Below are 14363 nucleotides of genomic sequence, written 5' to 3' on the forward strand. Positions count from 1 at the left end.
CTACACCAGCCGCGACTGCTCCACCGCCGCCGCGATGAACGATGCGAACAGCGGATGCGGCGCGAACGGCCGCGACTTCAGCTCCGGGTGATACTGCACGCCGATGAACCACGGGTGGTCCTGCAGCTCGACCGTCTCCGGCAGCAGCCCGTCCGGCGACAGGCCGGCGAAGCGCAGCCCATGCTGCTCCAGCCGGTCGCGATAGTTGATGTTGATCTCGTAGCGGTGCCGGTGGCGCTCCTCGATCTCGGTCGCGCCGTAGATGTCGGAGATTAGGCTGCCGCGCTGGAGCATCGCCGGATAGGCGCCGAGCCGCATGGTGCCGCCAAGGTCGCCGTCGTGGGCTCGCTTCTCCAGCTGGTTGCCGCGCAGCCATTCCGTCATCAGGCCGACCACCGGGTCCGGCGTCGGGCCGAACTCCGATGAGTTGGCCTTGTCGAGCCCGACCAGGTGCCGCGTCGCCTCGACCACGGCGAGCTGCATGCCGAAACAGATGCCGAAGAACGGCACCTTGTGCTCGCGCGCAAAGCCGGCGGCGTTGATCATGCCTTCCGAGCCGCGCTGGCCGAAGCCGCCCGGCACCAGGATGCCGTCGACGAATTCCAGCTTCTGCGCCGGCGCGCCGCCCTCCTCCAGCGTGTCGGCCTCGATCCATTCGAGGTTCACCTTCACGGTGTTGGCGATGCCGCCGTGGTGCAGCGACTCGACGAGAGATTTGTACGCATCCTTGAGGCCGGTGTACTTGCCGACCACCGCGATGGTCACCTCGCCGTCGTAGCCGGCGATGGTGCGCGTGATGGTGTTCCAGCGCGCGAGATCCGGCGCCGGCGCATCCTTCATGCCGAAGGCGGCGAGCACCTCGTCATCCAGCCCCTCTGCGTGATACGCGGCCGGCACCTGATAGATGTTGGCGACGTCGAGCGCCTGGATGACGGCAGACGGGCGCACGTTGCAGAACAGCGAAAGCTTGCGCCGCTCGTCCGCCGGTATCGGCCGGTCGGCCCGCACCAAGAGAATGTCCGGCTGGATGCCGATCTGGCGGAGCGCCGAGACCGAGTGCTGCGTCGGCTTCGTCTTCAGTTCGCCGGCCGAGGCGATGTAGGGCATCAGCGTCAGGTGGATGAACACCGCATCGCCGCGCGGCAGGTCGTTCTTCAACTGCCGGATCGCCTCGAAGAACGGCAGGCCCTCGATGTCGCCGACCGTGCCGCCGATCTCGACCAGCACGAAGTCGAAACCTTCGTTGCCGTCGCGCACGAAATTCTTGATCGCGTCGGTGACGTGCGGGATCACCTGCACCGTGGCGCCGAGATAATCGCCGCGCCGTTCCTTGGCGATGATGTCCTGATAGATGCGGCCGGTGGTGATGTTGTCCATGCGGTTCGCCGGCCGCCCGGTGAAACGCTCGTAGTGCCCGAGATCGAGGTCGGTCTCGGCGCCGTCGTCGGTGACGAACACCTCGCCGTGCTGGTAGGGCGACATCGTGCCCGGGTCGACGTTGAGATACGGGTCGAGCTTGCGGAGCCGCACCTTGTAGCCGCGCGACTGCAGCAGCGCGCCGAGCGCCGCGGAGGCGATGCCTTTGCCAAGGGAGGAAACCACGCCGCCGGTGATGAATACGTACCGCGCCATGGACCTTGACCCTATCCCCTCACCGATTGATTCGCTGTGACCAAAATGCGCGACTCCAGATCAAAGAGCGGCGCCGCCCGGCGGGGTTTTGGGTGCGCCGGGCGTCTGGTCATTTCGTAACTCGCTTCTACTGCGACGTCGGGGCCTGCGGCGCCGGCGTGCCACCGGCCGCCGGAGGCGTGGTGGTCGTCGTGCCGTCCGCCGCGGGTGGCGTCGTGGTGGTGCCTGCCGCCGGCGGCGTCGTGGTCGTCGTGGGGGCGCCGTTCTGGTTCAGGTAGCGGTTCAGTTCCTGCTGCACGCCGCCCGTGCCGGTGGTCGGCGGCGTCGCGGCGCCGTTGGTGGCCGGCGCGGGCGCCGTTATCGGCGGCACCTGGTCGAGGATGGCCGAGGGCGGCGCCGTCAGGCGCGAGATCACGGTCATCGCGATCGAGGTGGCGAAGAAGACGCCGGCAAGGATGCCCGTCGCCCGGGTAAGCACGTTGCCCTGACCGCGCGACGACAGGAACGCGTTCGAGCCGCCGATGCCGAGCGCGCCGCCTTCCGAGCGCTGCAGCAGCACGACGGCAATGAGGGCAAGCACCACCATCAGGTGAATGACGATGATGACGTTTCCGATAGCTTCCATGGAATCCTGGTACCCGGGTCTTCAGGCCGCGCGCCTTGTACACGATCGATCAGGGTCCTGCCAGACCCGCGGAATTGGCCCGGCGATTAGCCGCAAGCGGCAATAATCGCAAGAAAATCAACGGCTTTGAGACTCGCTCCACCGACCAGCGCGCCGTTAACTCCCGGCAACGCCATGATCTCGGCGGCGTTCGACGGCTTGACCGAGCCGCCGTAGAGAATCCGCATTCCGTCGGCCTCGGCGCCGAACCGCGCCTTCAGCCGCTCGCGTATATGGGTGTGGGCATCGCGGATGTCATCCAGCGACGGCGTCAGCCCCGTCCCGATCGCCCACACCGGCTCATAGGCGACGACCAGATTGGCCGCCGTCGCACCATCCGGCACCGACCCGGCCAACTGCCGCTCCAGCACGGCGTTGGTCTGCCCACCCCGCCGCTCGGCCTCGGTCTCCCCGATGCACAGGATCGGCAACAGCCCGGCGCGCCACGCGGCCTCCGCCTTCGCCCGCACGTCCGCGTCGGTCTCCTTGTGGTCCGTCCGCCGCTCCGAATGCCCGACGATCACCAGCGTCGCCCCGGCGTCGGCCAGCATCTCCGCCGCGATATCGCCGGTATGCGCCCCGGACTTATCCTTGTGGCAATCCTGCCCGCCAATCTTGACCCTGGACCCCACCACCGCCGCCATCGCCGCGCCGATCAGCGTCGCCGGCGGACAAATCGCGACATCGGACACAGCGTTGGCGGACCCGGCAACAATCGCCTTCAACTCGCCAAGGCTCGCCTTGTCGCCATTCATCTTCCAGTTGCCCGCCGCAAGCGCCTTCAGCCCAGCCATGGGTTCGTCTCCCGATTGAAGCGGGAGCGGTAGCGGAAACCCGCGCGGGAGGGAAGCGACCACAATATCTGGCGAGGGCCACGTTGGAGCAACCGGCGCAGGTCGTCAGAGTTCGTCGCAGCCTACCCTTGCCGGATCGGTCCGTATCATAGCGTGATACACGACGTTTGACGCGCCGCATGTATCATGTCATGATACATAGACTGGAGCGCGCAAGTGATCCGATCTTACCGTGACAAGATCACGGAGAAAGTAGCGAGCGGCAGGGCCGCGAAGGGACTCCCGTCCAGCCTCGTCAAGCGGGCCGTCCTAAAGCTGACCGCCCTCGAGTACGCAACCTCGCTGGACGATCTCAAGTCACCACCCGGCAATCGTCTGGAGCCTCCAAAAGGCAACCGCAAAGGCCAGCACTCGATCCGTATCAACGACCGGTACCGTATCTGCTTTGTGTGGACCGAGGCTGGCCCTGAGCAGGTAGAGATAACCGACTACCACTGAGCCCTCAAACCAGGTCGCTTCTAATGACCACCAGCATTCTTCCTGCAGTTCACCCGGGCGAATATCTTCGCGAGGAATACCTCGTCCCGCTCGGCATGAGCGCGCTCGCCCTCGCCAAGGCATTGAATGTGCCGCGGACTCGCATCGAGCGGCTCGTCGCCGAGACGAGTCCGGTGACTCCGGATACCGCGCTGCGTCTGGCGAAGTACTTCCGCACTTCGCCTCTGTTCTGGATGAACATGCAGGCAGGCCACGACCTGAAGATCGAGGCTGCGGCGAAGAAGCAGGAAATCGACAAGATCGGCGTGATGGCAGCGGCGTAACACACCGGCAGGCAGGTGTGACCTCCGCCACTACCGCACCATGACGCCGGCCACACCGGGGTCTATCTTCCCTTCCGGCTGAGGGGACCACGAAATGGCAACGGCAGAATTCACCATCACGGGCATCGCACTCCACGGCCGCCACGGCGCGCTGGAGGCGGAGCGCTCGCTCGGCCAGAAATTCTTCGTCGATCTGGACATCGTCGCCGACATCGGCAATGCCGCGACTAGCGACCAGCTCGACGAGACGCTGCACTACGGCCTGGTCATCAAATCCGCCGTCCGCGCCTTCAACGCCAGGCCGATGAACCTGATCGAGGCGGCCGCCGGCGCCGTCGGCGATGCCCTCCTCGCCGAGTTTCCCAAGATCGTCTCGGTCCGCGTCACGGTCCATAAGCCGAACGCGCCGATCGCCGCGATCATCGACGACCTCGCCGTCACCGTGGAGCGCCGCCGTTGATCGCTGCGGTGTTCCTGAGTCTCGGCAGCAACGTCGGCGACCGCAAGCGCCTGCTCGACGAGGCGGTGGCCCGTATCTCGGTCCTGCCCGAGACGACGCTGCGCATCCGCTCCGCCTACTACCGCACCCAGCCGGTCGGGCCGGTGAAGGATCAGGGCTGGTTCCTCAACATCGCCATCGGCGTCGAGACGAGCCTCGGCACCGCCGAGCTGGCCGCTGCCTGCCACGCCATCGAGACGGCGCTCGGCCGCGACCGTAGCAAGGAGATCCCGTCCGGACCGCGGCCGATCGACATCGACGTCCTGTCCGCGCCGCTGGATACCCGCGCCTTCGTCCTGGTGCCCTTGGCAGAAATCGCGCCGGATGCCTCCTTCGGCGGCAAGAAGGTCAAGGAACACCTCGCCGCGACCGAGATCCGCGGCGTGCAGAAACTGGCCTGGCCGGTGCCGGCCATTTGACGGGCGCGCCGGGCCGCCTAGGTTCGTGGGTGCCCGTTTCTCCTCCCGGTGCTCCGCCATGACCGCCACGCTGTTTTCGCCGATCACCCTCGGCCACCTCGAATTCGCCAACCGCATCGCCGTCGCGCCGATGTGCCAGTACTCCGCCGACGACGGCTCGGCGACCGACTGGCACATGCAGCATTGGATGATGCTGGCGATGTCCGGCGCCGGCATGGTCACCATCGAGGCGACCGGCGTCACCCGCCACGGCCGCATCACCCACGGCTGCCTCGGCCTCTATTCCGACGACAACGAGGCCGCCGCGCACCGCACGCTCGCCGCCGCCCGCCGCGTCGCCCAGCCCGACACCCGCTTCGGCATCCAGTTGGCCCACGCCGGCCGCAAGGCCTCGACGCATCGCCCGTGGCAGGGCGGCGGTTCGCTCGGCCATCACGACGACCCGTGGCAGACGGTGGCGCCGTCGGCGCTCCCCTACGCCGATTGGCACGTGCCCCATGCGCTGGACGAGGCCGGCATCGAGCACACCATCGCCGCGTTCGCGGCGGCGGCGAAGCGTGCCGTGCGCGCCGGCTTCGACTTCATCGAGCTCCACTTCGCCCACGGCTATCTGGTCCACGAATTCCTCTCGCCGCGCGCCAACCACCGCACCGACCATTGGGGCGGCTCGCTGGAAAACCGCATGCGCCTGGCGCTCGCCATCGTCGCGGCGGTGAAGACCGCTGTGCCGCTGGGCTTCCCCGTCGGCGCGCGCCTGTCCGTCACCGACTGGGTCGAGGGTGGCTTCAACCCCGACGAGGCCGTGGTCGTCGCCCGCGCCCTCAAGCAGGCCGGCGTCGTCTACATCTGCTCCTCCTCCGGCGGCGTCGATCCGGCCCAGAAGGTGCCGCTCGGTCCGGGCTATCAGGTCCACCTCGCCGAGCGCATCCGCCGCGATGCCGGCATCCCGACCCGCGCCGTCGGCATGATCGACGATCCCCACCAGGCCGAGCAAATCCTGCGCGACGGCAAGGCCGACATGATCGCGCTCGCTCGCGCCATCCTTGCCGACCCGCGCTGGCCGTGGCGGGCGGCGGCGGCACTGGGCGCCACGCTGCATCATGTTCCGCAGTACGTCCGCTCGGTCCCGCTGATCGACAAATGGGCCAAGCCGCCGGCCCGTTCCACCGCCGCGTAGCGCGCCAAAACCCTTCGAAAAATCAATGTTATCGCGCCTTGCGGCGGGATAGCCCCCTCCCTATTATCCGCGCCCGAAAACCGGCCGCCGGCTAACCTGGCGCGGTCCCGAGGACTTTCCGATGCTTGATGGTCTGCGCAAATACGCCACCGGCTGGGCCGCCCAGTTGCTGATGGGCCTCCTGGTCCTGAGCTTCGCGGCCTGGGGCGTGAACGACGTGTTCAACGGCTTCCATTCCAACGACGTCGCGCTCGTCGGCAACGTCCCGATCACCACCGTCGATTTCCAGCGCGCCTTCACCCAGTCGACGCAGGCGCTGAGCCAGCAGGTCGGCCGCGCCCTGACGCCGGACGAGGCCCGCCAGGTCGGCGTGCAGAACCAGGTGATCAGCCAGTTGGTCAGCCAGGCGACGCTGGATAATGCCTCGGAGAAGATGAACCTCGGCGTCTCCAACACCGAGCTGACGCGCGTTATCGCCTCCAATCCGCAATTCGCCGGCGCTGGCGGCGTCTTCGACCGCCGCGTGCTGCAGCAGTTGGTCCAGTCCATCGGCTACACCGAGGACGACTACATCATGAACCAGCGCAAGCAGCTCATCCGCTCCCAGCTTGCGCAGGCTTTCGGCGGCGGCGTCAGCGCGCCGGCCGCGTATCTGCGCGCCGTCCACGACTACCAGAGCGAAGAGCGCGACATCAGCTACATCCCGCTCTCCGCCCCGCTCGCCGCCGAGATACCGGAGCCGAGCGAGACCGACCTCAACACGTACTTCGCCGCTCACAAGGATGAGTGGAAGGCGCCCGAGCTTCGCGCCATCACCTACTTCGCCCTGACCGCCGCCGACGTGACCGACCTCGCCGCCGTCACCGACGAGGATGCCAAGAAGGCCTACGACGCGCAGGCCGCCCGCTTCGCCACGCCCGAGAAGCGCAAGGTCGATCAGATCGTGTTCAAGGACCGCGCCGAGGCCGATGCGGCCGCCGCCGCGCTCGCCGGCGGCAAGCTGTTCGACGCCGTCATGGCCGAGCGCAACCTCAAGCCCGAGGACATCAGCCTCGGCCTCGTCACCAAGGACAAGATCGTCGATCCGAAGATCGCCGACGCCGCCTTCGCCGCCACGCTCAACGTGCCGACCCCGGTGGTCGAGGGCCAGTTCGGCCCTGCGATCCTGCGCGTCAGCGAGATCGACGCCGCCAAGACCACGACCTTCGACGAGGCCAAGGCCGACATCAAGAAGGAGATCGCGGCCCAGCGCGCCACCACCGAGGTGACCGCCACCCACGACGCCATCGAAGACGCCCGCTCCGGCGGCGACGCGCTCGCCGACGTTGCCGCCAAATACAGCCTCAAGGTCGTGACCGTGCCGGCGGTCGATGAATCGGGCAAGGACGGCAGCGACAACCCGGTCGCCAACCTGCCGAGCGGCCTGCTGGTCGCGGCCCTCCAGGCCCCGGTCGGCGACCAGAACGACCCGATCCAGACGCCGGAGGGCGCCTATGTCTGGTACGCCGTGACCGGCACCACGGCGCCGCGCGACCGCGCCCTCTCGGAGGTCCACGACAAGGTCGTCGCGGCCTGGAAGGACGCCGAGCGCCAGCGGAAGCTCGACGACGCGGCGGTCAGCGCCAAGCAGCGGCTGGAGAACAAGGAAGACATCCAGAAGATCGCCACCGACCTTGGCGCCACGGTCAAGACCGCGGCCAAGCTGACCCGCGCGACGAAGGCGACTCCGGATCTTTCCGAGGCCGCCATCGCCGCTGCCTTCGGTGGCCCGCAGGGCAGCGCCGCGATGGCCGAGGGCACCCAGCCGCTCACCCGGCTGGTGCTGCGCGTCGACAACATCGTCATCCCGCCGTTCGATCCGGCCGCCGCCGACCTCGCCGACAGCAAGCAGTTGCTCGACAGCCAGTTCATCAACGCCTTCCTGACGCTCTACGTCGGCCAGCTCCAGTCCCAGACCAAGGTGACCTTCAACCAGGTCGCCCTCCAGTCGGTGATCGGCGGGACCGACACCGCGACACAGTAGCCGGGCATGGGGCGGCGACCGACATGCTGATCGAGCCGGCCCTCCCCGAGTTTGCCGCCCGCTACGACGCCGGCGAGGCGCAGGTCGTGTGGACGCGTCTGGTCGCCGATCTCGAGACGCCGGTCAGCGCCATGCTGAAGCTCTCCGCCGGCCGCAAGGACTGCTTCCTGCTCGAGTCGGTGGAGGGCGGCGCCGTGCGCGGCCGCTACTCGATCATCGGCATCGAGCCCGACATGATCTTTCGCGCCTTCGGCGACCGCGCCGAGATCAACAACGACCCGAAGACATCGCGCGAAACGTACGAGCCGATGGCCGAGCCGGCGCTCGCCGCCATCCGCCGCGTCATCGGCGAATCCCGCATCCGCCTGCCGGCCAGCTTGCCGCCGATGGCCGCCGGCGTCTTCGGCTACCTCGGCTACGACATGGTTCGCCAGATGGAGGACCTCGGCGCCCCCAATCCCGACCCGCTCGGCCTGCCCGACGCGATCCTGTTTCGCCCGACCACCATCGTCATCTTCGACGCGGTCAAGGACGAGGTCACCATCGTCTCCGCCGCGCGCCCCGCCAAGGGCATCCGCGCCGATCAGGCCCACGCCCGCGCCATCGACCGCCTGATGGCCGTCGTCGACCGCCTCGACACGCCGCTCGACAAATCCGCCGACGCCGGCCCCGTCGACATGGACATCGCGGTGCAGTCCAACACGCCACGCGAAAAATATCTCGGCATGGTGCGCCGCGCGAAGGAATACATCGCCGCCGGCGACATCTTCCAGGTCGTGCTGTCGCAGCGTTTCGAGGCGCCGTTCGACCTGCCGCCGTTCGCGCTCTACCGGGCGCTCCGCCGCACCAACCCGTCGCCGTTCCTCTACTACCTCGACTTCGGCGAGTTCGCGCTGGCCGGCTCGAGCCCCGAGATTCTCGTGCGCGCCCGCGACGGCGAGATCACCATTCGCCCGATCGCCGGCACCCGCCCGCGCGGCGAGACGCCCGAGATCGACAAGGCGCTGTCGGTCGAGCTCCTCGCCGACCCCAAGGAGCGCGCCGAGCACCTGATGCTGCTCGACCTCGGCCGCAACGATGTCGGCCGCGTCGCCGAGATCGGCACGGTGAAGGTCACCGACCAGTTCTTCATCGAGCGCTACAGCCACGTCATGCACATCGTCTCGAACGTGATCGGCAAGCTTGCCGCCCCGCACGATGCGCTGGACGCGCTGGTCGCTGGCTTCCCCGCCGGCACCGTATCGGGCGCGCCAAAAGTCCGCGCCATGCAGATCATCGACGAACTCGAGGTCGACAAGCGCGGCATCTACGCCGGCTGCGTCGGCTACTTCACCGCCGACGGCGACATGGACACCTGCATCGTGCTCAGGACCTCGATCGTGAAGGACGGCAAGATGTACGTGCAATCCGGCGCCGGCGTGGTGGCGGACTCGGTGCCGGAAAAAGAACACGACGAGTGCGTCGCCAAGGCCCGCGCGCTTTTCAGGGCGGCCGAGGAAGCAGTGCGGTTTGCGTCAGGGGTTGGACGGGGGCAGTAGCGGAAGCCTACGCCTCGACGTACTCCGCTCGCGCACTCGGCGGCGGAATCGGGAGCCGATCCTCCTTCAAGCCGTCGATATGCAGCCGGATCGCCTCGCCGATTGTCTTCTCAACCTCGGCAACCGTATCGCCGGTGGCGACGCACCCCGGCAGGTCGGGCACGTAGGCCGAATAGTTGTCGCCCGCCTTCTCGATCACCACTGCGTAGCGCACTACTTCGTCTCCGTAAGGCCAGCCTGCTTCAAGATGCTATTCCGCGTTCCCGGTGAAAGATCGTCCGATGACTTTCCGGCAATCGTAACACGCCCCGGCTTGCGAAGGTGCTTGTACTGCCGATGGCTTCCGCGGGTGACAATGAGAAACCAGCCGTCATCCTCGATCAGCCGGATCGCCTCGCGAACCTTCAATTGACGTCCCCCAGCCCAAGAACATACGAAGAACCTGAAGCCGGTTTGTCAAGCCGTCCGCTGTTGCATCGCCGGCAACAAAATGAGACACGACAACGCCATGAACGTCCTCGTCATCGATAACTACGACAGCTTCACCTACAACCTCGTCCACTACCTCGGCGAGCTTGGGGCGAAGGTCACCGTGCGCCGCAACGACAGGATCAGCGTCGCCGAGGTCAAAGCGATGGACCCGGACGCGATCGTCATCTCGCCGGGCCCCTGCACCCCGAACGAGGCCGGCATCTGCCTGTCGCTGATCGAAACGGTCGGCGCCGACATCCCGACCTTCGGCGTCTGCCTCGGCTACCAGGCGATGGGCCAGGTCTACGGCGGCACGGTCACGCGCGCGCCGACCCAGATGCACGGCAAGCTTTCCGAGATCACGCACAACGGCCGTGGCGTCTTCCGCGGCATCAACGGCAACTTCAACGCGACGCGCTATCACTCCCTGCAGGTCGCCCCGGAGACGATGCCGCCGGTGCTGGAAGTCACCGCGACCGCCAACGACGGCGTCGTCATGGGCGCCATGCACCGCACGTACCCGGTCCACGGCGTGCAATTCCATCCGGAGTCGATCGCCTCTGAGCACGGCCACCTGGTCCTGAAAAATTTCCTCGACATCGCCGCCGACTGGAACAGGAAGCACCGCGCCCTGCGGTCGGTCGCCTGACATGGCTGACCTCAAAGCCGCCATCGGCAAGGTCGCCTCCGGCGCGAAGCTGACACAGGATGAATCCCGCGAAGCCTTCGGCGTCATCATGTCGGGCGAGGCGACCCCGGCGCAGATCGGCGCGTTCCTCATGGGGCTGCGCCTGCGCGGCGAGACCATCGACGAAATCTCCGGCGCCGTCGCCACCATGCGCGACAAGATGACGAAGGTCGAAGCGCCGCCGAACGCGATGGACGTCGTCGGCACCGGCGGTGATGGCTCGGGCAGCTACAATATCTCGACCGCCTCGGCCTTCGTCGTGGCCGGCGCCGGCGTGCCGGTCGCCAAGCACGGCAACCGCAACCTGTCGTCCAAGTCTGGCGCCGCCGATACGCTGACCGCGCTGGGCGTCAAGATCGACATCGGCCCCGAGCTGATCTCGAAGTGCATCCGCGAAGCCGGCATCGGCTTCATGTTCGCACCGGCGCATCATTCGGCAATGAAGCACGTCGGCCCGGCGCGCGCCGAGCTCGGCATCCGCACGGTGTTCAACTTGATCGGCCCGCTGTCCAACCCGGCCGGCGTGAAGAAATATCTGCTCGGCGTCTATTCGCCCGATTGGGTCGAGCCGCTGGCCAACGTGCTGATGGGCCTCGGCGCCGAGCGCGCCTGGGTCGTCCACGGCCACGGCGGCCTCGACGAGATTTCGCCCGCCGGCGACACCAAGGTCGCCGCGATCGAGAACGGCGCCGTGCGCGTCTTTACGATCCGCCCCGATGACGCGGGCCTGCGCCCGCGCGAGCTGGCCGAGATCAAGGGCGGCGACTCTGCCCGCAACGCCGAGGCGCTCCGCGCCGTGCTCGACGGCGAGCGCAATGCCTACCGCGACACGGTGCTGCTCAACGCCGGCGCCGCGCTCGTCGTCGCCGGCCTCGCGCGCAATCTCGCCGAAGGCGCCGAACTGGCCGCCGCCACCATCGACGCCGGCAAGGCGACCGAGCGGCTCGACCGCCTCGTCGCGACCTCGAACGGTTGACGCCATGGCCGACATCCTCAAGAAAATCGAGATCAGCAAGCGCGCCGAGATCGCCGCCGCCAAGGCGAAGGTGTCGCCGGCCGAGATCGCCAAGCGCGCCAAGGCCGCGCCGCCGCCGCGCGGCTTCCTGCGCGCGTTGGAAAAGAAGATTGGCGCCGGCAAGCCTGCATTGATTGCCGAGATCAAGAAGGCCAGCCCGTCGCGAGGCCTGATCCGCGCCGACTTCGATCCGCCCGCTTTGGCCCGCGCCTACAAGGATGGCGGCGCCGCTTGCCTGTCGGTGCTGACCGACGCACCATTCTTCCAGGGCGCGCCGGAGTATCTCGTCGCCGCCCTTGCCGCTGTCGATCTGCCGGCGCTGCGCAAGGACTTCCTCTACGAGCCGTATCAGGTCGACGAGGCCCGTGCCTGGGGCGCGGACTGCATCCTCATCATCATGGCCGGCGTCACCGACGCCGAGGCGCACGCGCTGGAGGACGCCGCGCTGGCGCATGGCATGGACGTCCTGATCGAGGTCCACAACGAAGCCGAGCTGGCGCGCGGCCTGAAGCTGAAATCGCGCCTGATCGGCATCAACAACCGCGACCTCCACACCTTCGTCACGTCGCTGACAGTCAGCGAGACGCTGGCGCCGCTGGTGCCGAAGGATCGCGTGCTGGTCGGCGAAAGCGGCATCTCCACGCCGACCGACATCGCGCGGTTGAAGCGCGCCGGCATGGGCGCCTATCTCGTCGGCGAAAGCCTGATGCGCGAAGCCGATGTCGCCGATGCGACCCGCCGCCTGCTCACGCCCGCCACTGTCGCCGCGGAGTAGCCGGTGGCGAAGGCGCTCAGCCACGTCGACAAGACCGGCAACGTCCGCATGGTCGATGTCGGCGGCAAGCGCGTGACCAAACGCGTCGCCGTCGCCGAGGGCCAGGTCGCGATGCATCCGGCGACACTGGCGCTCGTCGTCTCCGACGATTTCGCCCGCGAGCGCAAGGGCAACGTCATCGCCACCGCCCGCCTCGCCGGCATCATGGCGGCTAAGCGGACGCACGAGCTGATCCCCCTCACCCATCCGCTGCTGACCAGCTCGATCGATATCGAGATCGAAAGCGATACCCGTATCCCCGGCCTGCGCCTTCGCGCCACCGTCAAGGGCAGCGGCCAGACCGGCTTCGAGATGGAGGCGCTCACCGCCGTCAGCGTCGCCTGCCTGACGATCTACGACATGGCGAAGTCGACCGGCGACCGCGACCTCGAGATCACGGGCATTCGTCTGACAGAGAAGCGCGGCGGCAAGTCCGGCGTGTGGAAACGGACGTGAGTGCGCCAGGAGAAAGTGATCCCCTCCCTGCCTCCCCCTTTCATGGGGAGGAGTTCTTCGTCCCAAACGCGGTCGGCGGACTCCTCCCCCTGCAAGGGGGAGGGCGGGAGGGGATCGACCGCGCTCCAAAGCCCAATGGCTGATCTCCTCTCCGTCGATGACGCCATCGCCCGCATCGTTGCGGGCGCGGTGCCGATCGATGCCGAGACCGTGCCGCTCGACGCCGCCGACGGCCGCACGCTCGCCGCGCCGCTCGCCGCGCTCCGCACCCAGCCCCCCTTCCCCGCCTCGGCCATGGACGGTTACGCCGTCCGCGTCGCCGATATCGCCGCGCCGCCGGTGCGGCTGCGTCTCCTCGGCATGTCCGCCGCCGGTGCCGGCTTCGCCGGTAAGGTCGGCCCGGGCGACGCCGTCCGCATCTTCACTGGCGCGCCGGTGCCGGAAGGCGCCGACGCCATCCTGATCCAGGAAGATGCCGAGGCACTGGAAACGAGCGCCGTCGTCGCCCGCGCCGGCGTCGCCGCCGGCCGCTACGTCCGCCCCGCCGGGCTCGATTTCAAGACCGGCGCCGTGCTGCTCTACGCCGGCCGCGACCTCGCCTCCCGCGAGCTGGCGCTCGCCGCCGCCATGGGCCACGCCACGCTGCCCGTCCGCCGCCGTCCCAAAATCGCGATCGTCTCCACCGGCGACGAACTGGTGCCGCCCGGCACGATGCCGACCGGCGACCAGATCATCGCCGCCAGCGCCCCGGGCCTTGCCGCGTACATCCGCTCCATCGGCGGCGAGCCCTATGATCTCGGCATCGTCGGCGACAACCTTGCCGACACGGAACGCGCCATCGATCAGGCGGTGTCGCTCCCCGCCGATATCCTGATGACGCTCGGCGGCGCCTCCGTCGGCGACCACGATCTGGTTGGCAAGGCGCTCGCCGCTCGCGGCATGGCGCTCGACTTCTGGAAGATCGCGATGCGCCCGGGCAAGCCGCTGATGTTCGGCCGCATCGGCGCGATGCGCGTCCTCGGCCTGCCTGGCAACCCGGTGTCGAGCCTCGTCTGCGCACTTCTCTTCCTCGCGCCGCTGGTCGACACCCTGCTCGGTCGCCCGCTCCGCGACCGCAGCGAGCCGGCGGTGCTCGCGGTGAACATCGCTGCCAACGACCACCGCCAGGATTATGTCCGGGCGACCCTGACGCAGGCCGACGACCTGCCGCTGGTCACGCCGCTGCCGCGGCAGGATTCGTCGCAACTATCGGTCCTGGCTGCCGCCGACTGCCTGCTTGTCCGCGCCGTGAACGCCCCGGCCGCGAAGGCCGGCGACGCCTGCCGGATCATCCGCCTCCGCTAAGCGTGACT

At 68.1% G+C, this 14363-nt stretch carries 17 protein-coding genes; 12 read left to right on the top strand and 5 right to left on the bottom strand.

All coding sequences use genetic code 11. The features are described 5' to 3' along the window. From WDM94_09625 to tpiA, 3 genes are all read right to left on the bottom strand, one after another. A complete protein-coding gene (locus WDM94_09625) occupies window positions 1–1632 on the bottom strand; it encodes a CTP synthase (protein MEJ0012869.1) in 1632 nt (543 codons plus the stop codon). Between the two features lie 127 nt (window positions 1633–1759). Continuing rightward, on the bottom strand, window positions 1760–2257 hold the full coding sequence (gene secG, locus WDM94_09630; protein MEJ0012870.1) for a preprotein translocase subunit SecG: 498 nt from the start codon (window positions 2255–2257) through the stop codon (window positions 1760–1762). An 86-nt stretch (window positions 2258–2343) separates the two neighbouring features. Beyond that, entirely contained in the window at window positions 2344–3090 is a 747-nt protein-coding gene (tpiA, locus tag WDM94_09635; protein ID MEJ0012871.1) for a triose-phosphate isomerase, read from the bottom strand. A 216-nt stretch (window positions 3091–3306) separates the two neighbouring features. Here tpiA and WDM94_09640 point away from each other — a divergent pair, with 216 nt between their 5' ends. The 7 genes from WDM94_09640 (at window position 3307) to trpE (ending at window position 9567) form a co-directional block, all read left to right on the top strand. Beyond that, entirely contained in the window at window positions 3307–3588 is a 282-nt protein-coding gene (locus tag WDM94_09640) for a type II toxin-antitoxin system RelE/ParE family toxin (GenBank protein MEJ0012872.1), read from the top strand. A 23-nt stretch (window positions 3589–3611) separates the two neighbouring features. After that, window positions 3612–3911, top strand: a complete 300-nt coding sequence (locus tag WDM94_09645; GenBank protein MEJ0012873.1) for a HigA family addiction module antitoxin — start codon at window positions 3612–3614, stop codon at window positions 3909–3911. Window positions 3912–4005: 94 nt separating this feature from the next. After that, window positions 4006–4371: a dihydroneopterin aldolase gene (folB, locus tag WDM94_09650; protein ID MEJ0012874.1), complete on the top strand. Its 366-nt coding sequence runs from the start codon at window positions 4006–4008 to the stop codon at window positions 4369–4371. Beyond that, complete coding sequence (folK, locus tag WDM94_09655; protein ID MEJ0012875.1) at window positions 4368–4829, top strand: 2-amino-4-hydroxy-6-hydroxymethyldihydropteridine diphosphokinase; 462 nt, start codon at window positions 4368–4370, stop codon at window positions 4827–4829. Before folB ends, folK begins: the two co-directional genes overlap by 4 nt. Window positions 4830–4887: 58 nt before the next feature. Then, a complete protein-coding gene (locus tag WDM94_09660) occupies window positions 4888–6006 on the top strand; it encodes an NADH:flavin oxidoreductase/NADH oxidase (GenBank protein ID MEJ0012876.1) in 1119 nt (372 codons plus the stop codon). Between the two features lie 121 nt (window positions 6007–6127). Further along, window positions 6128–8029 (top strand): SurA N-terminal domain-containing protein, encoded by a 1902-nt coding sequence (locus WDM94_09665; GenBank protein ID MEJ0012877.1) that lies wholly within the window; start codon window positions 6128–6130, stop codon window positions 8027–8029. A 23-nt stretch (window positions 8030–8052) separates the two neighbouring features. Further along, the gene (gene trpE, locus WDM94_09670) at window positions 8053–9567 is read left to right on the top strand and encodes an anthranilate synthase component I (GenBank protein ID MEJ0012878.1); all 1515 of its coding nucleotides are present in this window, start codon (window positions 8053–8055) and stop codon (window positions 9565–9567) included. 7 nt (window positions 9568–9574) lie between these two features. Here trpE and WDM94_09675 read toward each other — a convergent pair whose 3' ends face one another. Further along, the gene (locus tag WDM94_09675; GenBank protein ID MEJ0012879.1) at window positions 9575–9781 is read right to left on the bottom strand and encodes a type II toxin-antitoxin system HicB family antitoxin; all 207 of its coding nucleotides are present in this window, start codon (window positions 9779–9781) and stop codon (window positions 9575–9577) included. Continuing rightward, window positions 9781–9975, bottom strand: coding sequence for a type II toxin-antitoxin system HicA family toxin (locus tag WDM94_09680; GenBank protein ID MEJ0012880.1), 195 nt, complete (start codon window positions 9973–9975; stop codon window positions 9781–9783). The genes WDM94_09675 and WDM94_09680 overlap by 1 nt, the downstream gene beginning before the upstream one ends. An 82-nt stretch (window positions 9976–10057) precedes the next feature. On the opposite strand from WDM94_09680, the gene WDM94_09685 reads away from it, so the two are divergent. The 5 genes from WDM94_09685 to glp all read left to right on the top strand — a co-directional run bounded on the left by WDM94_09685 (window position 10058) and on the right by glp (window position 14355). Beyond that, on the top strand, window positions 10058–10687 hold the full coding sequence (locus WDM94_09685) for an aminodeoxychorismate/anthranilate synthase component II (protein MEJ0012881.1): 630 nt from the start codon (window positions 10058–10060) through the stop codon (window positions 10685–10687). Between the two features lies 1 nt (window position 10688). Continuing rightward, complete coding sequence (trpD, locus tag WDM94_09690; protein MEJ0012882.1) at window positions 10689–11702, top strand: anthranilate phosphoribosyltransferase; 1014 nt, start codon at window positions 10689–10691, stop codon at window positions 11700–11702. Window positions 11703–11706: 4 nt separating this feature from the next. Continuing rightward, on the top strand, window positions 11707–12516 hold the full coding sequence (trpC, locus tag WDM94_09695) for an indole-3-glycerol phosphate synthase TrpC (protein ID MEJ0012883.1): 810 nt from the start codon (window positions 11707–11709) through the stop codon (window positions 12514–12516). 3 nt (window positions 12517–12519) lie between these two features. Then, window positions 12520–13011 (top strand): cyclic pyranopterin monophosphate synthase MoaC, encoded by a 492-nt coding sequence (moaC, locus tag WDM94_09700; protein ID MEJ0012884.1) that lies wholly within the window; start codon window positions 12520–12522, stop codon window positions 13009–13011. Between the two features lie 135 nt (window positions 13012–13146). Continuing rightward, on the top strand, window positions 13147–14355 hold the full coding sequence (gene glp, locus WDM94_09705; GenBank protein MEJ0012885.1) for a gephyrin-like molybdotransferase Glp: 1209 nt from the start codon (window positions 13147–13149) through the stop codon (window positions 14353–14355). The last annotated feature ends 8 nt before the right edge of the window (window positions 14356–14363 follow it).

This window comes from Bauldia sp., from assembly GCA_037200845.1.
Lineage (GTDB): Bacteria > Pseudomonadota > Alphaproteobacteria > Rhizobiales > Kaistiaceae > DASZQY01.

Bases quoted from the DNA above. Each gene is read 5' to 3' on its own strand.
- trpC (MEJ0012883.1), top strand. From the start codon at position 11,707: ATGGCCGACATCCTCAAGAAAATCGAGATCAGCAAGCGCGCCGAGATC.
- WDM94_09625 (MEJ0012869.1), bottom strand. From the start codon at position 1,632: ATGGCGCGGTACGTATTCATCACCGGCGGCGTGGTTTCCTCCCTTGGC.
- WDM94_09665 (MEJ0012877.1), top strand. From the start codon at position 6,128: ATGCTTGATGGTCTGCGCAAATACGCCACCGGCTGGGCCGCCCAGTTG.
- tpiA (MEJ0012871.1), bottom strand. From the start codon at position 3,090: ATGGCTGGGCTGAAGGCGCTTGCGGCGGGCAACTGGAAGATGAATGGC.
- secG (MEJ0012870.1), bottom strand. From the start codon at position 2,257: ATGGAAGCTATCGGAAACGTCATCATCGTCATTCACCTGATGGTGGTG.
- WDM94_09660 (MEJ0012876.1), top strand. From the start codon at position 4,888: ATGACCGCCACGCTGTTTTCGCCGATCACCCTCGGCCACCTCGAATTC.
- trpD (MEJ0012882.1), top strand. From the start codon at position 10,689: ATGGCTGACCTCAAAGCCGCCATCGGCAAGGTCGCCTCCGGCGCGAAG.
- WDM94_09645 (MEJ0012873.1), top strand. From the start codon at position 3,612: ATGACCACCAGCATTCTTCCTGCAGTTCACCCGGGCGAATATCTTCGC.
- folB (MEJ0012874.1), top strand. From the start codon at position 4,006: ATGGCAACGGCAGAATTCACCATCACGGGCATCGCACTCCACGGCCGC.
- glp (MEJ0012885.1), top strand. From the start codon at position 13,147: ATGGCTGATCTCCTCTCCGTCGATGACGCCATCGCCCGCATCGTTGCG.
- trpE (MEJ0012878.1), top strand. From the start codon at position 8,053: ATGCTGATCGAGCCGGCCCTCCCCGAGTTTGCCGCCCGCTACGACGCC.
- WDM94_09685 (MEJ0012881.1), top strand. From the start codon at position 10,058: ATGAGACACGACAACGCCATGAACGTCCTCGTCATCGATAACTACGAC.